Genomic DNA, 19,125 nt, shown 5'->3' on the forward strand with positions numbered 1-19,125 from the left:
TGGTGTGATGGAGTCATGACCGAAACCACGGCGCAGGCGGCTCCTCCGAGAGCCGGTTTTCGCGCCCGCGGCTCCGACGAATGGGATGCGCGGGTGCGCTCCGCGTTGTCCGAGCGCCGGTCGCTCACGCACGCCGGTGTGAGCGGGATGACTGACGACGACCTCGTGGCGCTCGCCGTGGCGGTTGGTGCCGTGCGCAAGGACGCGGACCGCATGATGGCGGTTGTCGCCGCGGAGCAGGCCGTGCGATCGCGAGCGAAGGCACGCAAGGTCGGGCTCGCTCGGGGCCGGGGTAAGGGTGACGAGCGCGGGCTCGTGTCATCTCAGACCGGCGGCTCGGCTGCCGAGTCGAGCCGGCTCATCGAGTTGGGCGAGACGCTTCGCGATGCGGAACGGGCCGGGCGCGGCGAGCCTGCCGTGGACCCGGCCTCGGAACAACCGGTGGCGGTCTTCCCTGAGGTCGCTCGCGCCGTGAACGCGGGAGAGTTGAGCGTCGAGGCATCGGCCATGATCACGCGGATGCTGAAGCGGGTACGGCAGCGGGTCGCACCGCCGGCTTTGGCGAAGGCTGAGCGCAAACTTGTCTTCGCTGCGCGCCACATGCGCCTCGAGAAGCTCGCCGGCCTCATCACGAGGACCGAGGAACGGCTGGATGCCGAACACCGCGAGGCCCTCGCGCAGGAGCGTCGTGAACGGAGATTTCTCCGGGTCGGTGAATCGGCCGATGGCATGGTCACCGTGAACGGGCGGCTTGACCCGGAAAATGGCGCACCTCTCGTCGCCGTGATGCAGGCGATGGTCAATCAGAACTTCCGCCTGCGCAAGCGCATGCAGGAGGCGGCCAATGCTGGTGAAGCGGTCGTCGTCGACGAGCGCACGCCGGAACAGGTGAGGGCCGATGCCATGGGCGACTTCGCGCGTCACCTCCTCGGTTGCGAGGTATCGGTCTTGCCGAAAGCAGGGGTGACTTTGGTGGTGCGAACCGGACTTGAGGAGCTGCGCGACGGGTGGGGCGGGGCGGAGATCGACGGACACGCTGCGAGTCTCGACGCTGGCGCTCTCCGCCGCGCCGCCGCCGCGGCAGACGTCATCCCGCAGGTGCTAGGCGGGAAGTCAGAGGTGCTCGACCAGGGCGTCAAGCGGCGGCTCTTCACCTTCGAGCAGAAACTGGCGCTCGTTCAGCGCGACGGTGGCTGCGCCATGTGCGGTGCTCCGCCGTCCTGGTGCGACGCGCACCACATCGTGCACTGGTCACGCGGTGGAACCACCGACCTGGCCAACGGTGTGATGCTCTGCGTGCGGTGCCACCACGATGTTCATCGGGCGGGCTGGATCATCGATGCCACCGCGAGCGAGGTCTGGTTCACGCCACCGGCCGAGGTGGATCCGGCGCGACGACGGCGTCCAGGGGGCAGGAGACTGTTCGACGCCTACCCGCTCGAACAGGAATCCCCGCCGGGAGGTGTGAATCCGGGAGAGGCGAAAGATCGGGGAGGAACCTGTGCGTGTGTGAAGTACGAGCCCCGTGGGGCGACCTTGGTCGAAGAGGTCCATGGCGACGGGTCGTTCGAGCGGCACCGCGACGACCTGAACGACGATGGGGCTGAGGCCATCGGCTCGATGCATCCGCACGCACCGTTCGACGAACCTGCTCAGCTCACGACTTGCCGTCGGTTCTCTGCAGGGCCACGCCGCACGGCGCGCCGGAGCCATGCACCTCCGCGCCGTCGCCGGCCACCGGAGGGACGCGTGCCCGCACCGCGCCACGCGGGAGGTACCGGGCCGTCTCCGCCGAGCGCCCACCTACACTCGCAGGCAACGAGGAGGAGTAGGCATGCACGAGATCACCTGCCCGCACTGTGGCAAGGCATTCACGGTCGACGAGGCCGGCTACGCCGACATCCTGAGCCAGGTGCGCACCAAGGAGTTCGACGCCGAGCTCGAGAAGCGGCTTCACCTGGCCGAAGCCGACAAGAAGGCCGCGGTCGACCTCGCCAAGGCGCAGGCCGCCTCGGAAGCGCAGAAGACCGCGTCGGCCAAGGACACGGAAATACAGCAGCTGAAGGCGCAGCTGGAGGCCTCGGGCACCCAGCAGCAGCTCGCGGTCGCCGAGGCGCTCAAGGCGATTGAGAAAGAGCGCGACTCCCTCGCAAACGAACTGTCGCAGGCGAAGGCCGCATCGGCATCGGCCGCCGAGCTTGCCGAAGCCAAGCTGACCGCCGAACTTCAGAAGGCCGTCGCGGCGCAAGAATCGCAGATCGCCGACCTGAAGCACGCGCTGGAGAAGGCCGGCCTCGAGAAGTCGCACGCCGAGGCCTCGCTTAAGGAGAAGTACACCGCCGAGATTGCCTCGCGCGAGATTCAAATCAAGGATCGCGACGACGCCATCGAGCGGCTCAAGGATATGAAGGCGCGTCTGTCGACCAAGATGGTGGGCGAGACGCTCGAGCAGCACTGTGAGATCCAGTTCAACCAGCTGCGCGCGACCGCCTTTCAGCACGCCTACTTCGAGAAGGACAACGACGCGTCGACGGGCTCCAAGGGCGACTACATCTTCCGGGAGTCCGATGCCGAGGGCACCGAGGTGGTCTCGATCATGTTCGAAATGAAGAACGAGTCCGACACCACGGCGACCAAGCACAAGAACGAGGACTTCTTCAAGGAGCTCGACAAGGATCGCCGCGAGAAGGGCTGCGAGTACGCGGTCCTCGTGACGCTGCTGGAGCCCGACAGCGAGCTCTACAACTCGGGCATTGTCGACGTCTCCCATCGCTACCCGAAGATGTACGTGGTGCGCCCCCAGTTCTTCATTCCCATCATCACGCTCCTGCGCAATGCCGCCCAAAGCGCGCTGGCCTACAAGCAAGAGCTCGCACTGGTGCGCGCCCAGAACATCGACATCACCAACTTCGAGTCCGAACTCGAGGACTTCAAGGACAGGTTCGGCCGCAACTGGCGCCTGGCCTCGGACGGCTTCGAGGAGGCGGTCAAGCGCATCGACGAGGCGATCAAGGACCTCGAGAAGACCAAGCAGGCCCTCCACAAGTCCGCGAACAACCTGCGCCTGGCCAACGACAAGGCCGAGGACCTCACCATCAAAAAGCTCACTCGCGGCAACCCCACCATGGCCGCGAAGTTCGCCGAGCTCGAGGCGGGGGAGAGTCGTTAGGCGGCAGCGTTAGGCGCTCGCACGCTCCACGGCCCTCGCCATCGCGGCCGCGGTCTGCTCGGGGTACGTCGCGGCGACATCGTGACCCGCGCCCGGGATGACGACGTGATCGGTGCGGCGCGCATGGACCAGCGTGGCCACCAGCACGGCAGCCTCATCGGCGAACCACGGGTGAGTCTCGCCGCCCGAGATCACGGTCAGCGGCGCGGCGAAGCGGGTGCTGTCCGCATCAGTCCAGCGGGCCGCGAGGAGCGCCGGGATGTCGGCCGCGAAGAACGCCTCCGCGTGGGAGGCGGGCAGCGGGCAACCCGCACCGCCGAGCCCGGCTTGGAAGTTTGCCGCGGCGCGCTCGGCTCCCAGGCGGTCCCGGCTCACGAGCAGCGCACGGTTCGCGGCGCGGAACTCGGCGGTGCTCGCACTCAGCACGGGAGGCGGCTCCACGGCGATGACTCCCGCGACCCGCTCTGGAAAGCCGGCGCCCATCCGTAGCGCTACCGCGGCCGCGTACGAACTCCCCGCGATCACCGCTTGCTCGATGCCGCATGTGTCGAGGAGGGCGACGGCATCCAGCGCGTCCTCGGTGAGCGACCCGGAAGAGTGCTCCGTTCCCTGCGTGCCACGCGGATCGCTCGCGCCGTATCCACGACGACGGAGGGCGAAACAGGCACGACCCGTAAGCGCTGCGGCTCGCTGAGCCGACGGGGCGAGCTCGTCAGGCGTGAGCGCGGTGCCGATCGCCACTAGCGGGGGAAGAGTCCTATGTCCGCCAGTTTCCCCGGGTGCGTCGAGACGGCGCACGTCGAGGACGCCACGTTTCGTGGCGACAGCACTCCACCTTGCCGTCGCTGCCACCTGTCGAACCTACGCCTGAATGCCCCGGCGGACCGGGCAGCGGAGCCCCCGAGCGATGCACGGAAAACCGAACCTGAGCCGATGAGACCCACCTCGTCATGAGCCGCGCCAAACGAACCGCGCCCAACGAGCCGCGCCCAACGAGCCGCGCCAAACGAGCCGCGCCCAACGAGCCGCGCCCAACGAGCCGCGCCAAACGAGCCGCGCCCAGCGGAGGGCGTGCCGACCTGAGGATCACCGCGAGAGCGCGAGCCAACCACGGCATCGGCGGTTGTCCGATTCGCCCCGATTTCGACACTCTCATTGTTGGAACATCACGATTGTGCAACCCAAGATGAGGAATGCCCGCCATGGTGGAAGAGTTGCAGTGATGGCACGCAATCCCCAGACCGTGGAGGAAACGTGACAGTCCCAGAGTTGTCGCTCCCAGCGCTACGAGCGCGCCCCGCACACCGCGCCGCCGTGCCCGCCCCGAGCCCGAGTTGGCTCGACGAGGCCGCACCGCCCAGCGGGGAGATCGACACCGTCGCCCACGTGGCGCCCGCGCACGCCGGCGCCGCTCATCACACGCCCGCAGCCCCGTTCACCGCGAAGGCCGGCGTCGACATCGCCGCCATGGTGGCGAGGGGCGCGCTCATCGGCGGCCTCGTCGCGCTGCTCTATGTGGCGATCGCCGGCGGATGGATCGGAGCCGCCACCGAGGCGCTCAGCGGCTGGTGGGCGGCGGATGTGGCGCCCTGGTTCGCTATCGACATCGTCTCCGACGGCGGCGAGGCCGGGACCGTTCCCGCATCGGTCGGCTGACGCTAGCCTCGAGGAATGACTGACGTCCCTGACACTCCTGCCCTGCGCGCGCTCGCTGCGTTGGGCATCGACTACGAGGTGACGGCGCACGGTCCCGTGCGCTCGCTGGAGGAGGCCGCGGCGGAGCGTGGACTGGATCCGCACCAGGTTCTGAAGACGCTCGTGGTGCGCCGCGGCGACGGCGACTTCCTGTTTGTTCTGGTCCCCGGCGATCGCCAGATCTCGTGGCCCAAGCTGCGCGAGCACCTGGGCGTGAGCCGGCTGTCCATGCCGGACAAGGACGTGGCGCGCGACGTGACGGGCTACGAGCGCGGCACCATCACGCCGTTCGGAGCGACTACTGCGTGGCCCGTTATCGCGGACCGGCTGATCGTGTCGCGCGAGGGGCCGGTATCGATCGGCGGGGGAGCCCATGGCGTCGCGGCGTCGCTTCACCCTGCTCAACTGGTCGAGGTGCTCGACGCGACGGTGGTGGATGTCACCGAGCCCACCTGATGGCGAGCTCGTGACTCCGGCCGGGTACACGCGTCCCGCCATCGATGCTGGGGAGTACCGCGATGATGCTGGCACGGTGATTCCGTACGGCCGCCGCTGGGAGGGCGCGCCCTACGACGGCTTCCCGCCCGAGTGGGCCTACTCGATCTGCCCCCATCCAGAACGCTTCGCGCCCCTCACCACTGTGACCGAGGCAATCGTGGCCTTCCTCGCGTCCACCTACGACGTGAAGGTCGCGACCTTCGACGTGGTCGATCCGGCCGAGCCCGAGGAGGCGCTTCCCGAAGCGGTGCGCCGCCACCTGCGAGAACGTGCCGCGTGGGCGAAGCTCTGGGTGCGCGTGACGGTGCTCACGCCGACTCGTCCTGGCGCGGCGGCGCTCGCCTTCCTCTTCACGGAGTCCGAGGACGGCTTCCCCGGCGGTGCGGTGTTCGCGGGCGAGTCGCTCGACCACAGGACGGCAGGGTGCGGGTGCGATGCGTGCGATGACAGCATCGAAGCCCTTGCGGACGATCTCGAGGAGTGTGTCTTTGCGGTCGTCGAGGGACACGCGTTCGAACGCGTCCGCGATGGTGCGCTGCAGCGTGGATACGACGTTCCAGGCTGGGGGTCATCGATGCGCACGACCCCGGGAAACCGGCGCAACCGGGAGGTGCGACGGCGCGTGGCGGACGCGGTCAGGGCCCGCGGCTCGGAAAAATTCCGTGCGTGGGTCTCGCCATAGTGCCTGGTGGTAGACCATGATGGGAGATGCCGCGACGCGGGCTTGCCCACTCCCCCCGAGTGACCCGCGCCGCGGCCCTTTCCCCCCTAGGGTCCTAGGCGGCCTCCTGAGAGCACCGTTGACGCTTGCGCGCTTCATCCGCTGAGTGGTGATGAAGCATGCTTGCGCCTCCAGGGACCTGTGATGGCGCCGCGCTGGCGATGGCATACCGCGCGCGATGCCGGCTCGTGGTGCCGCTTCGGTAAGTGCTTGGGGTCAGGAACCCCGGGTGGTTCACCGTGACGGCCTGCTGGCGATCGGTGGTGGAGGTCTTCCGGCCTCTGTTGGGGCGTGCTTGTCCGGAAAATGGACGCGCCGTTGTTCTCACCCTGAGCCCCCTCGCGTGAGTACTGCCCCGTTCGCGCCGAGAGGTTTCGGCATGCACCTACCGTTGCCCCGGTGTCACGACCGGGGCCCCCTCAGTGGTCCTTTGACTCGACTGACGCTACACGGTTTCACCAGGTTTAGCGAGAGATTTGTCACACTTTGTGCGTGAACAGGCGATTTGAAAACTCCTGGAAACACGAGATTTATCGGCGTGTCACCGGGACCGGTTACAGTCCGCTCGATATGCGACAGGTGTGGGCCATGGGTGTCGGGGCAGCCGGCTACAGCGTGACGCGCGCGGGTTCCGCCCTGCCCGCATCGATGCGGGCGAGGAAGTCCGCCACGCGCTCCTCGAACGCGTCCGCGGCATCGGCGTCGTAGTCCGCCAGTGTCGGGTCGACGAAGAGGTGGCCCCGGTGGGGGTAGGTGAACACCTCCGCGTGCGGCGCCCCGCGACGCAGCGTCTCCACGTCGTCGGTGGTGCACCAGTCGTCCGGGTCGGCGACGTGGATCTGCAGCGGTAGGTGAGCGGGCCACGCGCTGCCAAGGTGCTCGGGAGGCATGGCTCCACCCATGAGCACGCACCCGCGAATCCCGCGCCGGTGCTGGGCGACCAACTGCGCCTGCATGGTGCCGAGCGAAAAGCCGATCACGACATCGGCCGCCGGATGTTTGCGCGCCGCGCGCATTCCTACGTGCGCGACGGCGTCATGGCCGATGGTCTCGGCGTGGCGCACGCCATCCTCGTCGTTATCGAAGACCCGTCCGGCGTAGGCGTCGGGCGTGTAGACCGTGTGCCCGTCGGCGCGCAGGCGATCCGCGAACGCGCACAGCCCCTCGGTGAGGCCGCGCGCGTGGTGGAACAGCAGGATCTCCGCCATATGCCCAGTCTCGCGCCAGCGGCGCCCCTTCGCACGTCGAAAGGGCGCCGCTCGCGTGGGATATCGACCACGACCGTGGGTGAGATCAGGCCTCCGTGGGCATCTCCGTCACCGCGAAGGGTTCCATCGTGGGAGCCTCCGATCCACCCGCCGGCTCCTCGGTGAGGGCGACCGCGGCCATGTGCGCCACGTCGACCTCGGAGACCGACATGTAGACGCCGTCCTCGCGGGGGGTAAAGGTGGGGCCGGCATCGATGGTGCCGTCATCCATGACCAGCCACAGCTGGTACTCCTTGCCGTCCTCGGGCAGTCCCGCGTCGGTGCCCATGAGCGCCACCGAGTTCATCTCGTGGCTCACCATGACCTTGCCGCTTCCGAGCCCGAGAGAGATGGCTTCCATGTCCTCCGACGAGGCGACCGTCATGACGTCCTTCTCCATGGCGAGCTGGGCCGTGCGCTCGGCACGGGCATCGGCCACCATGACCCCGCCAACGGCCAGCACAGCCACCACGGCGGCCGCCACAGGAGCGGCGATCCACCAGCGACGACGCCTCGTGGCAGGGGAGAAGGAAAGCACGTCGGCGTCGCCGCTGGCGGGCTTGGTGCCCGCGCGCGGCGCTTCATCGAGCAGCGGCGGCAACTGTGCGGTCCTTGACACCTCATCCATCACCCGTGCGCGCAGAGACGGGGGAGGAGTCGCGGTGTGGGAGTCGGCCAAGGCCTCCGTCGCCAGGGCAAGCGAGGCGACCTCGTCGCGGCAGTCGGCACACTCGTCGAGGTGCGCCTCGAAGGCGCGGCGCTCGTCGGTGACGAGCGCGTCCACGGCGTAGGGAGCCGCTAGCGTGTGCAGGTTCTCGTTCATCGCTCGACCCCCAATGCGTCGCGTAGTTTGATGAGTCCGTCTCGTATGCGGGCCTTACATGTGCCCAACGGTATGTCCAGCGCCTGCGCCGCCTCTCGGTGCGTGAAGCCTTTGTAGAAACACAGGTCGAGCGCTTCTCGCTGTCGCTCGGTCAGCTGTTGCAGCCCGGCCTTGACGCGAGCGGCCTGCCATTCGCCGTGCATGGTGTCCACCACGTCCTCGGCTCCGTCATGGTCGATCTCGACAGGCACGGCGTGCGCGTGAAGGCGGTTGGTGTGGGCCTGCTCGGACCGGACCCGGTCCACGGCCCGGCGGTGGGCGATGGTGAGGATCCACGATCGCGCGCTACCGGCCTCACGGTCGAAGCGTGCGGCGCGGCGCCACACCTCCACGAGTGCCTCCTGGGCGACGTCTTCCGCCATGTCGCGGTCGCGCACAATGCGCAGCGCGAGACCGAAGACGGAGCCGGCGACGAGGCTGTAAAGCTCCTCGTAGGCGGCACCGTCGCCCAAAGCGGTCTGTTCCAGGAGTGTCGTCATGCGCACCCCCGGGTCGTCCTCGGGCGCGGGGCCCGGGCGCAAGGTCGGGGGCACGGCACGCAGATGCCTGTCCATGCCGTCCTCCTGTCCGTCCGTCACGAGTTCTCCCTCCACGGCACCAGGGTGGTGGTGCGCGTCATCATCCTGCACCATCGTGTGGGCGTGGGGGTCATCGTGACTCCTTCCTCGCAGCGACGCCGCCTGGGGCGGCCTGACACCTGCTGTTCGGCGCCGGTGGAGACGCGGATGGGTCGAGCGGGGCATCGTTCCGAGGAGCGGTTCCAGACATGCCACGAGGGCGGCCGATGTGCCGGCCGCCCTCGTCACACAGGTCTCGCGCGGTGCCCTATCCCGTGGGCTCCATGGTTGACTCCATGCCTGGGTCCATCGTCGACTCCATCTCTTCTGACGGGGCGCTCGGGTCCTCGGCGGTGGTGTCGCCACACGCGGCCAGGAACGACCCGCCTAGCAAGATGGCGGCGGGAATTGCTGCCTTACGAAGATCCATCGTCGGTTCCTCCTTCAGGTCACGGGCCGCCTTGGCCCGTCGCCTGGTCAACGGGCGACGCACACTCAGATACTTCACAGACGCATCGGCTTGGCCTACCCGAACGTGAACGCGAAGGCCTGCACGCCCGGCGTGAACTCGAGGGTCATGATGTCGTCCACGGGCGCGCCTTCGTACAGGTCGTACAGGTCCGACGTGCCGTCCACCTCGACCACCCGCTCGTAATCCGGGTCGCCCTGCAGCGTCACGCGCACCTCGCCCTCGCCCGCCATCACGAGGTGCACGTCAGCGGCGTAGAAATTCAGCATGAGCATGGAGCCCTCGCCGGCGGCCTCGGCGTACTCCTCGGTGACGGTCCACGGCCCCACATAAGCGAAGTGGTCGGGCTGGGGGACGGCGTCGTGGCCGTAGGTGGTCGGCTCGTCCTCGACCACCTGCCCGGCGTTGTCGGCGTATTGCAGCCGGCCGTAACCCAGGTACGTCTCCTGCGTGCGCCCCTGAGTGTGATTGCCAGCATCTGCTTCCACGGTGTCGCCGCCGCTCATGCCCAGCAGCTCCTGGATGAGGCGCTCCGTCTCCTCGTAGGCGCCCTCCCCGTAGTGCACCTGGCGCACCGTGCCGTCCGCGTCGATCAGGTAGTGAGCCGGCCAGAACCGCTGGCTCCACTCGCGCCACGTCTCGAAGTCGTTGTCGATCGCGATGGGGTAGTCGATCTCATACCGCGACGCGGCGTCGGCGACATTCGCCACGTCCTTCTCGAACGCGAACTCGGGGGAGTGGACGCCGATGATGGTGAGCCCCGCGTCGCGATACTTCTCGTCCCACGCGGTGAGGTATGGGAACGTGCGCTGGCAGTTGATGCACGAGTAGGTCCAGAAATCGATCAGCACGGGTCCGTCGAGCTCCTCGAGCGACAGTGCCTCACCGTCCGCCGTATTGAGCCACTCCTGGATGCCGACCAGGTCGCGCGCCGGCCCGCAGTTCTGCAGCACACCGGGGTCCCCGGCCTCGCACTCGTCAAAGGTGAGTGCGTCCGGAGAGCCTGCCACGGCATCGGCCGTCTCCGAGCGCCCGGTGAGGTCGTCCAACTCCGAGCGCACGGTGTCGTTGTCCTCGATCGCGCTCTGCGCATCGGCCAACACCCCTGGTACCCAGCGCTGGAGCGGCTCGGCGACGTTGGTGGCGATCACCAGGGCAGTCGCGACGAGCACCACGCCGGAACCCACCCGGATGGCCCTCAGGTGCTCTCGCACCCACCGGATACGGGCGCCCATCGCCTGACCCGCGAGGCCGAACCCCAGCAGTGGGATCGCGATGCCCATCGAGAACGCGAGCGTCAGCCCCACCAGGCCCCACGACAGCCCGTTGGTCGCCGCGAGCACCGTGATGGACGCGAGGATGGGACCCGCGCACGGCACAAAGACGAGTCCCAGCGCGAGGCCCATGACGAAGCCGTTGCCGCCGCGGTTCAGTTGCAGCGGGCGGATGCGCTCGAAGGGGCGCTGCAACAGTTCGCCCAACGGCTCGATGGCGAGGCCAAGGCCCACCACGGCAAGGACGATGATTCCGGTCCACCTCAGCAGCGCATCGGGCAGCCCGAGCGAGGACAGCAGGATTCCGCCCAACAGCGTGAAGAACGCGAAACTCGTCACGAGCCCGCCGACCACCACGAGCGGCCGCCGGCGCGAGCGAGCCCCGTCCTGGATCGAGGACGTGAGGATCGCGGGCAGCACCGGCAGGACACACGGGCTGAGGGCCGTGATGATGCCCGACACGAGCCCGACGGCAATCAGCGTGATCATGCGAGGGATTCGTGGCGGCCGATGCCGTGGTTGGGTTTCGTGTCAGGCCTCCCCGCTAGCCTGGCTTCATGACGGTCGGTTTCGTCCTGGGCGGCGGCGGGGTGCGTGGCGCCACCGAGGTGGGCATGCTGCGCGCGCTGTTCGAGGCGGGGGTGGCGCCGGACCTCATCGTCGGCACGAGCATCGGTGCCCTCAACGGCGCGGCGGTCGCGCACGACCCGAGCCCCACGGTGATCGCGACGCTGGAGCGGGCGTGGAACTCGCCCACGGCATCGGCCATCTACGGCGAATGGTGGCCGCGGCAGATCCGCCGCCTCGCTAAGTCACGCACTCACCTCAACAATCCTGCCCCGCTGCGCGACATGATCGTGGACCTGGTGGGGGAAGACTCGCGGTTCGAGGACCTCGCGGTGCCGTTCGCGGTGTGCGCGGCGTCCATCGAGCGGGCGGCCGAGACGTGGTTCGACACCGGTCCGGTGGTCGATGCGGTGTTGGCGTCCGCCTCCGTGCCCGCCGCGCTGCCGCCCACGGTGATCGACGGCGAGCACTACATCGACGGCGGCATCGTGAACTCGATCCCGCTGGGCGAGGCGATCCGGCGCGGCGCCGACGAGGTATTCGTGCTGCAGGTGGGGCGCATCGAGGAGCCGCTGAGCGCGCCTCAGAAGCCCTCCGACGTGGCCAAGATCGCGTTCGAGATCTCCCGGCGCCACCGGTTCGCGAGGGATATGGCCGATGTCCCTGGGGGCATCCGTATCCACGTCTTGCCCTATGGCGGGGCGCAGGAGGGCGACGAGAAGCTGGGCGCGTTCAGGCGGCTCGATACGGTGGGAGCGCGCATGGACGCGGCCCACGCGGCGACAGCCGCGTACCTCGAGGAAGCAGGGGTGACGCGCGGGTGAGACGCTACTGGAGGCTTCCGCCCGTCTGGGTGCGTCGCTGCGTGATCGCCCCCGCCATCGTGCTGCTGGCGTTCGTGTGGCTGCCCATGACGGTGTGGCTCGTGGTGGTCGTCGCGGGCGTGGTCGCGTGGGCGCTGCCCGGTCACGTGCGCATCCTGCGCGTGATCTTCATGGCGGGGCTGTACCTGCTGTGGGACGCGGTCGCGCTGGTGTGGATGCTGGGGCTGTGGCTGATCTCCGGGTTCGGGTGGAGAGTCAACTCGCCGTGGTTCCAGCGCCAGCACTATGCGCTCGCAGGCACCATGCTGCGCTCGCTGTTCCGTGCCGCAAAGTGGACGCTGCGCCTGGAAATCGACACCTCGGCGTGGGACGTGGATGCGGTGGCCGTGGGCCGGCCGCTCATCGTGGTGTCGCGCCACGCGGGGCCGGGCGACTCATTCATCATCGTCGAGTCGCTCATTAACCGGTTCCGCCGCGAGCCCGCGATCGTCCTCAAGGACACCCTGCAGTGGGACCCGGCCGTCGACGTGCTGCTCAACCGCGTGCCGACCCGGTTTGTGGCACCACGTAGTTCGCGCAAGAAGGGCGCGCCGGGCGGCGCGCTGTCCATCGCCGCGATGGCGCGTGACCTGGAGGCCGAGGACGCGCTGCTGATCTTCCCCGAGGGCGCCAACGCGACTCCCGGGCGCCGTGCCAAGCGCATCGCCCAACTGCGCGCCGCGGGCCGCGACGCGCTCGCGGACCGGGCCGAGTCCATGCCCCACGTGATGCCGCCGCACCCCGGCGGCGTGCTCGCGGCGATTGAGGCGTGCCCCGAGGCCGCCGTGATGGTCGTGGCTCACACAGGTCTTGAGAAGCTCTCGACGGTCGCGGACGTGTGGCGCGAGTTGCCCGTCGACAAGGTGATCACGCTTCAGGGCTGGACCGCCTTGCCCGACGAGATCCCCGTGGGCCGCGAGGCGCGCGAGGCGTGGCTGTATGACTGGTGGGAGCGCGTGGACGACTGGATCGACGAGTATCACGCCGAGCCGCTCGCGCCGCGGCGCTCGCGGCTGACCCGGGAGGCGCGCTCCGGGGGTGAGTCGCGTGGCTGAGTCGTTGCTGGGGCGCGCCCGCACGTTCGTGCGTGAGGGGCGCTGGGGCATGGTCGCCGTCCAAGGGCTGATGTTCCTCGCTGTTGCGGCGACCGCGCTGCTGCCGTCGCCCGGGCCGGAGTTCCCGCAGTCGCTGTGGGGCTCGCTGGTGCTCGTGCTGCTGGGATCCGCGGGCGTGCTGTGGACCGGGCGCTCGCTCGGTGGTTCGCTGACGCCGTCGCCGGTGCCCAACGGCGTGGGCCTCGTGGGCTCGGGGCTGTACCGCTTGGTTCGTCACCCCATGTACACGGCCCTGGTGGTGATCTGCCTGGGCGTGGCGGTGGGGGCGGGCAAGTGGACCTGCTATCTCTCCGTGGTGGCCCTGGTGGTGTTCTTCGAGATCAAGACGCGCGCCGAGGAGCGCTACCTGCGCGTGGCCTACCCGGGGTACGGTGCGTACGCGTCGCGCACGGGGAAGTTCATTCCGTGGCTGGGGAGGGGCTAACGAGCTCCCCGACCACGTGTCCGAAATGACCGACAGGCCTCGTATGTCGCCGGTAGAGTGTCGCCATGGGAACGGACCGCGCGCGACTCTTGCTCCACCCAGTACGCATGCGCGTGGTCATTGCCCTCAGCGGCGAGGAGCTCACCACGCGTGATCTGCAGAAGATCATGCCCGAGGTCCCGCAGGCGTCCCTGTACCGCGCCATCTCGCAGCTTCACGACGCGGGCGTGATCGAGGTGGTGAGCTCCGAGCGCCGGGGTGGGGCCATGGAGCGCACGTACCGCGCCGTGCCGCGCGAGAGCATCATGACGCAGGAGGAGTTCACCTCCGGCACGGCCGAGGAGTTCCTCGCCACCATGCAGGCCTTCGCCGATCAGATCGTCTCCACGACCACCCGTTATGTGGGCACCCACGACGGTGACGAGTGGAAGAAGTCCCGCTTCTCGGTGCGTCACGGCGTGAGCTGGTTGACCGCGGAGGAGCGCGGGGACCTCGCGGAGGAGCTCGGCGCGATCTTCGCAAAGTATGAAGACAGGCCGCGGCGCGATGGCACGGCGCCGGTCGCTATCAACGTCGCGGTCGTCCCTGACGTGGCGACCGAACGCGGCGTGTAGCCGGCGCGTCACCGCCGCGCAACCGGCCCGGCGGCTCGGGCTCACGTACGCGAGCCCACCACGGCATCGGCCGGTTTAACGCATGAACAGCGCGCGGTCGAGCGGCACGGGCGACTGGCTCGCGGCCTGACGCCAGCGCTCCTCGGCCTCATGCCGGTGCGCGGCGGCCTCTTGACGGTCGGCATCGGACAGCTCGCGCTGGCGCAGGCGCCACTCGCGGCGGCGCTGCTGCACCTCGTACATGCTCATGCGCGCCATGCGAATGTGACGCGGCACCGACAGCATGACGAGCGTGCGCCGGTCCACGGTGGCGACCACCACGCCCGCGACTGCGGTCAGCAGCAGCGAGAACCACGGCAGCACGGCCGTGGAGAACGTCGCGACCACCCAGGCGCCCAGCAGGGGACCCAGTGCGGAGCCCGCGTTGGCCGTCGACGTGTACACGCCGCCGGCGAGGTCCGTGCGCATGGGGGCGTGGCGCATGGCCCAATTGAGCAGGGCGGCGACGAGCACCGCCCATCCCGAGGACAGCAGCGCCTGCGCGGCGATTGCGGACCACGGCTGGGCGAGCGCCAGCACCACCCAGGACAGCGCGAGCGCCGCGCTACCGACGGCTACCGTGCGCACCGCGTGGCGCGCGAGGAACGGGCCGATCGCGAGCGTAGCGCCCACGGCGAGCAGGCCGCCGATGGCGAACAGCACGGGCACCATGCCAGACGGGAGGCCCGAGACCCCGGTGTAGTACGGCACCACATAGGTCCAGGTGGTGGTCATGGACACCGAGACGAGGAAGGCGACGGCGAGCACGCGAATGAAGGCGCCGCGGTTGGGGAGGTCACCGAGCACGGCCGGCCCGCTGGTCGACCCGCGCGAGGCAGGCAGCGACAGGGCGAGCGCGACGGTCACGACCAGACCGGTCACCGCGAGGGCGACGAAGGGCATACGCCACCCGATCTGGGCGCCCATGACAGTGACCACGGGGGTGCCGAACACGCCCGCGGCCGCAGAGCCCAGCATGATGCCGGTGACGGAGCGCGCGCGCAGGTGGGGCGCGAAGAGGCTTGCGGCCGTCGGCGCCACCATGGCCCAGAACAGCGCGTGCGCGCCGGCGGACAGCACACGGCCCACGGCCAACACCTCGATCGTGGGTGCCGCGGCCGCGACACCGACTCCCGCCGTCCACACCGCGAACGCGGCCGTCAGGGCCACGCGGCGGCTCACCCGCTTGGTCGCGAGCGTCAGCGGCACCGCGGCCGCAACGACGGTGAGCGCGAAGGCCGTCGCGAGGAGGCCGACCGTCGCGACGGATACCCCCAGTCCCGATGCGATGGCAGGCGTGAGGGCGACGACGGCTCCCTCGTTGACGCCCGCCGCGAACGCGCCGAAGGCAAGCACCGCCAGGCCGATCCGCGCGCGCTGGGGTGTGAGCGACAGCGCAGCCTCGTCGCGCTCCGTGGCAAGGGGCTCGTCAAGGACGACGGCCTCGGGCGATCCGCCGAGCACCGGCAGGGAGAACGTCGTGGGCTCGGGATCGACCACGGGGACCGGGGCCCACATGTCCTCGGCGAACTCAGCAGCGTGGGTGTCGGCCTCCGCGGCCTCGCCGGTGGGTTCCTCCTCGGTGCGGTCGCCCTCGTCGATGCCAGCGTCCTGGTCGGTCCCGTCCCCCTCGTCGGGCGTCGCAAACGACCACGTGCCGCCGCCGTGCTCCTCGGCCCAGGCCTCCTCCTCGCCCAGGAGGGGCAGGTCAAGCGTCATCGTCAGCGCATCGGCCGGCGGTTCGTAGGTGTCCGCCGTGGTGTCCGGCTCTTCCGGCGTCCCATCCTGCGGGGCGCGAGCGTCGCTCACGAGGCCTCCTTCCTACCGACCGACTACACCTCTCACCAGGCGCGACGGAGCGGCCCGGGTGTCGAGAGAAACGTTCCCCTGAGCCAACTATGGCGCACGTCGAGATGTTCCTGCGACGGCAAAGATCCCGGACCTCCCTGCCCTCCGCGTCGGACAGTGTCAACCGGAATCGAGAACGATGCGCGGGGGTGACCAGGTCATCGGCCCCTCTCACCGGCGTGGCGCGGGTGAATCCGGTTCACACCGTCTGCGAGGGGCGCCCCAACCCTTGCGGCTGCTGCGGTGTTGAGGCAGTGCCCACGCGCTGTGCTGTCCGGGAGGGAACATCATGCGCACACCTCACGTCCCCCGTCGTCCCGCCGTTCTCGCGGCCGTCGCCGGCGTCGTCGTTGCCGCCGGATGCACAGGGGACCCCGAGGACAAACCGGGGCCCGCCTCGGCCGCGGCGCTGCCCAGCCCCGAAGCCACCGTGACGCCGATGGCTCCGGGCGATGGCTCGCTCAGTCCAGGCGGGGGAGAGGTCGCCGCTCAGGACGGCCTGATCAGCCCGGCGGACGTGCCAGAGATGCGCGACCTCATCGCGTCGTTCTCGCCGGAGATTCCCGGATTTGTTCTCGAGGAGCAGCGCGGCGCGCCTCCGTATGACACGGTCTACAGCTACTGGTTCGCTGCGGGGGCGGAGGTGACCCCGGGCGCGTGTCGGAGCGTCGAGCACGCCATCGAGTTGGCCACCGACGTCGACCTCACCGACGCCGCCCGCGACCTTGTTCAGCCGGACGGGCTCTACGTCACTGCTGAGGAGTCGCCCGTCGCAGGGGACGACGTCGAGGGGCCACATATCCACGTGATCACGCGAATCTTCGGCGATCCGCGGCTCGCGGCGGCGACCGTGGCGGAGCCTCTGGCTGCCGACTGCGACACGTACACGGTGGCGTATCCGGCGCACGACTTCGGCTTCCGGCGCGAAGGTCTGGAGGTCGCGATGGTCGATCTTCCAGGCGTGGAGCTGCCGACCACGCGGATCACCGTCCCCGTCGACGTGTCGTGGGAGGAGGGCCCCGACGGCGCCCCAATCGACGTAGACACCGTCGCGAGCGTCTCCTATGTCCACGTCACGGGTCGCTACGCGGTGCGCCTCTTCATGGCCGAGGTCGACGGCCACGAAGACCTGGCAGCGGACGTCATCGCAGCCTTCGTCGACCACACGTCCGGGCACTGACGCCCTGCATAGCCACATCAGGGCGAGCACAATGGACACGAGGACCGGCAGCCGCCGGCGGGAGGGTCGCTCATCATGAGCGCTTGGCATGGAGTCCTGGAGGAGCTGATCCGGCAGCGACGCAGCGCGCTCGTCGGGTACGCCTACCTGCTCGCCGGTGACCGCCCACTCGCCGAGGACCTGGTCCATGACGCCATCATCCGCACGTTTTCCCGTGCACGTCGGCTCGAGAACGTGGGCGCGGCCGAGGGTTACGTGCGGCGCGCCATCCTCACGCTCTTTCTCAACAATCGGCGCTCGCGCTCGCGGGCTCTGGCCAAGCAGCACCTCCTGGTGGTGCCCGATGTCGCGCCACCCGACGACGCGGCAGGGGACCACGACGTGGTGGTCTGCGCGCTCAACGGCCTCGCGCCGCGCCAGCGCGCCTGCGTGGTGCTGCGGTACTTCGAGGACCTCTCCACCGCGGAGACGGCCGAGCGCCTGGGCCTGTCCGAGGGCTCGGTCAAGCGCTACGTCCACGACGCGATGGTGCATATGCGGGGCGAGTTGGGAGACATTGATCCGGGCCCCGAGCCGACACCTCAGTCGGTGGTGCTGGTGAAGGGAGGTGCGCGATGAGTGCAGAGTTGAGGCGCCTCCTCGCGGAGGTGGCCGAGCGTGAGTCGGAGCGCTTTGCCCGGACGCATCCCGACGACGATGTGCTGCTGTACGAGCGCGCTGTTGCTCCCCGGCGGGCCCTGAGGCGTACGGCACAGGCCAGCGGCGTCGCTGCCGTCGCCGCGTCTGTCGCGCTGGGGTTTGTCGCGGCCGATGCCGTGGTCACCGACCGTCGCGACGCCACCCCTGCGGCGTCCCCCTCGGGTACGTCACTCACGCCGACAGGAACCGGATGGACAGAGTTGCCCGAGGACTCAGCCGCCGATGCCTGGCGCGTGAGCGGCCGACCGCTCGACGCGTTCTTCGTTCCCGAGGGTCCCGACGAGGCCGTGTTGGTGGGCGCCGACGTCACGGGAGACGCCCTCACCACGTGCCAGGTTCTCGATGCCTTCGCCCGCTTCCAGATGCTCGCCGATGCGGCTGAGGCCCCGCTTCCCGAGGCTCCCCTCTCGTCGCAGCGACTGGGAGGGTTCCACGGGCTGGGCGACGTGGGGGTTTACGAGGCGGAGTTCACGCGCCGCGCGGGCGCCGCGGCCTACCTCGCGCTCATGGTCGAGGCCGCGCAGATGTGCCGTCAGGCGGTGGGCGGCGCGGCTGTGGTGAACGTCGAGGAGGACGTCGCGTTCAGTGCCGTGGCAGGTGGCGGCATGCGCGTCGACATCTCTCGCGACGGCACCGACCCATGGCGCCTGTGGGTCCACGTCCAGCAAGGGCGCATGCTCACGGTCATCGCGGAGCCCGGCGGCGCCGATGAGGTCGCGCCCGTGATCACGTCCTACTTCACGGCGTGGGACCGATGAGGTGTAGCCAGTTGCCGGCGGGGTCCTTGAACCAGGCCATGTCCGGCATGGCCCCGTCCGGATCGCGCGCGATGCCGTCCGGATCGCACCACTCGAGCCGCTCAAGCACCACGCCGCGCTGCACCAGCTCCCCGGCGGTGGCGACCACGTCGTCCACGGGGAACATCAGCACCGTGTGGCTCGCTGCCTGGTGACCCTCCTTCTCGTAGATCATCGCCCGGCCGCCGCCTGCGAAGGCGACGTGGAGCATCGGCCCCGGTTCATCGTCCAGGCGCACGTCCAATCCCAGGACGTCTCGATAGAACTCGGCGGCCGTGGCCGCCGAGTCGACGGAAAAGGTGGCAACTGCGGGGCTGTCGGTCAGCATGGGGAACTCCTTTGTCCTCTCGCCAGTGTCACCCCGGGGTCCTCGCGCCGCACGCCGAGCGTCCCGTACACTGGTCGCACCAGCGTCGACCCGGCCATCACCGGTGAGCTTGCGGAAGAACGGGAGCGATCCCTAGTA

Annotated in this window: 19 protein-coding genes and 1 pseudogene; 12 read left to right on the plus strand and 8 right to left on the minus strand. The window is 69.3% G+C overall.

All coding sequences use genetic code 11. From position 1 onward, the window contains the following. Positions 1-216 precede the first annotated feature (216 nt). Both B7K20_RS13425 and B7K20_RS13220 read left to right on the plus strand, forming a co-directional pair. A pseudogene (locus B7K20_RS13425) lies at positions 217-1,311 on the plus strand (DUF222 domain-containing protein); the annotation flags it as partial. 523 nt (positions 1,312-1,834) lie between these two features. Beyond that, positions 1,835-3,169, plus strand: coding sequence for a DUF2130 domain-containing protein (locus B7K20_RS13220; protein ID WP_084100081.1), 1,335 nt, complete (start codon positions 1,835-1,837; stop codon positions 3,167-3,169). A gap of 9 nt (positions 3,170-3,178) precedes the next feature. On the opposite strand, the gene B7K20_RS02715 is transcribed toward B7K20_RS13220, so the two are convergent. Next, complete coding sequence (locus B7K20_RS02715; RefSeq protein WP_159449302.1) at positions 3,179-3,910, minus strand: alpha/beta fold hydrolase; 732 nt, start codon at positions 3,908-3,910, stop codon at positions 3,179-3,181. Between the two features lie 513 nt (positions 3,911-4,423). Here B7K20_RS02715 and B7K20_RS02720 point away from each other — a divergent pair. Genes B7K20_RS02720 through B7K20_RS02730 form a run of 3 tightly spaced genes read left to right on the plus strand, consistent with a single transcriptional unit; the run spans position 4,424 to position 6,044 of the window. Next, positions 4,424-4,825: a hypothetical protein gene (locus B7K20_RS02720; protein ID WP_144018504.1), complete on the plus strand. Its 402-nt coding sequence runs from the start codon at positions 4,424-4,426 to the stop codon at positions 4,823-4,825. A gap of 15 nt (positions 4,826-4,840) precedes the next feature. Continuing rightward, on the plus strand, positions 4,841-5,320 hold the full coding sequence (locus B7K20_RS02725) for an aminoacyl-tRNA deacylase (RefSeq protein WP_084100087.1): 480 nt from the start codon (positions 4,841-4,843) through the stop codon (positions 5,318-5,320). 10 nt (positions 5,321-5,330) lie between these two features. Beyond that, positions 5,331-6,044 (plus strand): DUF6226 family protein, encoded by a 714-nt coding sequence (locus B7K20_RS02730; protein ID WP_084100089.1) that lies wholly within the window; start codon positions 5,331-5,333, stop codon positions 6,042-6,044. A 647-nt stretch (positions 6,045-6,691) separates the two neighbouring features. On the opposite strand, the gene B7K20_RS02735 is transcribed toward B7K20_RS02730, so the two are convergent. From B7K20_RS02735 to B7K20_RS02750, 5 genes are all read right to left on the minus strand, one after another. Further along, complete coding sequence (locus tag B7K20_RS02735) at positions 6,692-7,291, minus strand: dienelactone hydrolase family protein (RefSeq protein ID WP_084100091.1); 600 nt, start codon at positions 7,289-7,291, stop codon at positions 6,692-6,694. Between the two features lie 85 nt (positions 7,292-7,376). Further along, on the minus strand, positions 7,377-8,153 hold the full coding sequence (locus tag B7K20_RS02740; RefSeq protein ID WP_084100093.1) for an anti-sigma factor: 777 nt from the start codon (positions 8,151-8,153) through the stop codon (positions 7,377-7,379). Continuing rightward, positions 8,150-8,791 carry a sigma-70 family RNA polymerase sigma factor gene (locus B7K20_RS02745; RefSeq protein ID WP_234985685.1) on the minus strand — a complete coding sequence of 214 codons (642 nt, stop codon included), beginning with the start codon at positions 8,789-8,791 and terminating at the stop codon, positions 8,150-8,152. Before B7K20_RS02745 ends, B7K20_RS02740 begins: the two co-directional genes overlap by 4 nt. A 247-nt stretch (positions 8,792-9,038) precedes the next feature. After that, on the minus strand, positions 9,039-9,200 hold the full coding sequence (locus B7K20_RS13035; RefSeq protein WP_159449303.1) for a hypothetical protein: 162 nt from the start codon (positions 9,198-9,200) through the stop codon (positions 9,039-9,041). A gap of 95 nt (positions 9,201-9,295) precedes the next feature. Further along, positions 9,296-11,002, minus strand: a complete 1,707-nt coding sequence (locus B7K20_RS02750) for a cytochrome c biogenesis protein CcdA (RefSeq protein WP_084100095.1) — start codon at positions 11,000-11,002, stop codon at positions 9,296-9,298. 68 nt (positions 11,003-11,070) lie between these two features. Here B7K20_RS02750 and B7K20_RS02755 point away from each other — a divergent pair, with 68 nt between their 5' ends. The 4 genes from B7K20_RS02755 to B7K20_RS02770 all read left to right on the plus strand — a co-directional run bounded on the left by B7K20_RS02755 (position 11,071) and on the right by B7K20_RS02770 (position 14,096). Then, positions 11,071-11,904 (plus strand): patatin-like phospholipase family protein, encoded by an 834-nt coding sequence (locus B7K20_RS02755; protein ID WP_084100098.1) that lies wholly within the window; start codon positions 11,071-11,073, stop codon positions 11,902-11,904. Between the two features lie 41 nt (positions 11,905-11,945). Further along, positions 11,946-12,998 carry a 1-acyl-sn-glycerol-3-phosphate acyltransferase gene (locus B7K20_RS02760; protein WP_234985686.1) on the plus strand — a complete coding sequence of 351 codons (1,053 nt, stop codon included), beginning with the start codon at positions 11,946-11,948 and terminating at the stop codon, positions 12,996-12,998. After that, complete coding sequence (locus B7K20_RS02765) at positions 12,991-13,482, plus strand: isoprenylcysteine carboxylmethyltransferase family protein (RefSeq protein WP_084100100.1); 492 nt, start codon at positions 12,991-12,993, stop codon at positions 13,480-13,482. The genes B7K20_RS02760 and B7K20_RS02765 overlap by 8 nt, the downstream gene beginning before the upstream one ends. A gap of 65 nt (positions 13,483-13,547) precedes the next feature. Beyond that, complete coding sequence (locus tag B7K20_RS02770; RefSeq protein ID WP_084100102.1) at positions 13,548-14,096, plus strand: helix-turn-helix domain-containing protein; 549 nt, start codon at positions 13,548-13,550, stop codon at positions 14,094-14,096. Positions 14,097-14,171: 75 nt separating this feature from the next. Here the strand turns inward: B7K20_RS02770 and B7K20_RS02775 are convergent, their stop codons facing one another. Then, positions 14,172-15,944 (minus strand): MFS transporter, encoded by a 1,773-nt coding sequence (locus B7K20_RS02775; protein WP_084100104.1) that lies wholly within the window; start codon positions 15,942-15,944, stop codon positions 14,172-14,174. A gap of 328 nt (positions 15,945-16,272) precedes the next feature. Between B7K20_RS02775 and B7K20_RS02780 the strand changes: the two genes are divergently transcribed. From B7K20_RS02780 to B7K20_RS02790, 3 genes are all read left to right on the plus strand, one after another. Further along, positions 16,273-17,163: a hypothetical protein gene (locus tag B7K20_RS02780; RefSeq protein WP_084100106.1), complete on the plus strand. Its 891-nt coding sequence runs from the start codon at positions 16,273-16,275 to the stop codon at positions 17,161-17,163. A 75-nt stretch (positions 17,164-17,238) separates the two neighbouring features. Beyond that, complete coding sequence (locus B7K20_RS02785; RefSeq protein WP_084100108.1) at positions 17,239-17,781, plus strand: SigE family RNA polymerase sigma factor; 543 nt, start codon at positions 17,239-17,241, stop codon at positions 17,779-17,781. Further along, positions 17,778-18,620, plus strand: a complete 843-nt coding sequence (locus tag B7K20_RS02790) for a hypothetical protein (protein WP_084100110.1) — start codon at positions 17,778-17,780, stop codon at positions 18,618-18,620. Before B7K20_RS02785 ends, B7K20_RS02790 begins: the two co-directional genes overlap by 4 nt. Here the strand turns inward: B7K20_RS02790 and B7K20_RS02795 are convergent. Continuing rightward, positions 18,601-18,987 (minus strand): VOC family protein, encoded by a 387-nt coding sequence (locus tag B7K20_RS02795; protein ID WP_084100112.1) that lies wholly within the window; start codon positions 18,985-18,987, stop codon positions 18,601-18,603. The two genes, B7K20_RS02790 and B7K20_RS02795, sit on opposite strands and share 20 nt — an antisense overlap. Positions 18,988-19,125 lie beyond the last annotated feature (138 nt).

This window comes from Demequina sp. NBRC 110051 (genome assembly GCF_002090055.1).
GTDB lineage: Bacteria > Actinomycetota > Actinomycetes > Actinomycetales > Demequinaceae > Demequina.

Bases quoted from the DNA above. Each gene is read 5' to 3' on its own strand.
- B7K20_RS02735 (WP_084100091.1), bottom strand. From the start codon at position 7,291: ATGGCGGAGATCCTGCTGTTCCACCACGCGCGCGGCCTCACCGAGGGG.
- B7K20_RS02770 (WP_084100102.1), top strand. From the start codon at position 13,548: ATGGGAACGGACCGCGCGCGACTCTTGCTCCACCCAGTACGCATGCGC.
- B7K20_RS02740 (WP_084100093.1), bottom strand. From the start codon at position 8,153: ATGAACGAGAACCTGCACACGCTAGCGGCTCCCTACGCCGTGGACGCG.
- B7K20_RS02795 (WP_084100112.1), bottom strand. From the start codon at position 18,987: ATGCTGACCGACAGCCCCGCAGTTGCCACCTTTTCCGTCGACTCGGCG.
- B7K20_RS02780 (WP_084100106.1), top strand. From the start codon at position 16,273: ATGCGCACACCTCACGTCCCCCGTCGTCCCGCCGTTCTCGCGGCCGTC.
- B7K20_RS02785 (WP_084100108.1), top strand. From the start codon at position 17,239: ATGAGCGCTTGGCATGGAGTCCTGGAGGAGCTGATCCGGCAGCGACGC.
- B7K20_RS02725 (WP_084100087.1), top strand. From the start codon at position 4,841: ATGACTGACGTCCCTGACACTCCTGCCCTGCGCGCGCTCGCTGCGTTG.
- B7K20_RS02755 (WP_084100098.1), top strand. From the start codon at position 11,071: ATGACGGTCGGTTTCGTCCTGGGCGGCGGCGGGGTGCGTGGCGCCACC.
- B7K20_RS13220 (WP_084100081.1), top strand. From the start codon at position 1,835: ATGCACGAGATCACCTGCCCGCACTGTGGCAAGGCATTCACGGTCGAC.
- B7K20_RS13035 (WP_159449303.1), bottom strand. From the start codon at position 9,200: ATGGATCTTCGTAAGGCAGCAATTCCCGCCGCCATCTTGCTAGGCGGG.
- B7K20_RS02790 (WP_084100110.1), top strand. From the start codon at position 17,778: ATGAGTGCAGAGTTGAGGCGCCTCCTCGCGGAGGTGGCCGAGCGTGAG.
- B7K20_RS02750 (WP_084100095.1), bottom strand. From the start codon at position 11,002: ATGATCACGCTGATTGCCGTCGGGCTCGTGTCGGGCATCATCACGGCC.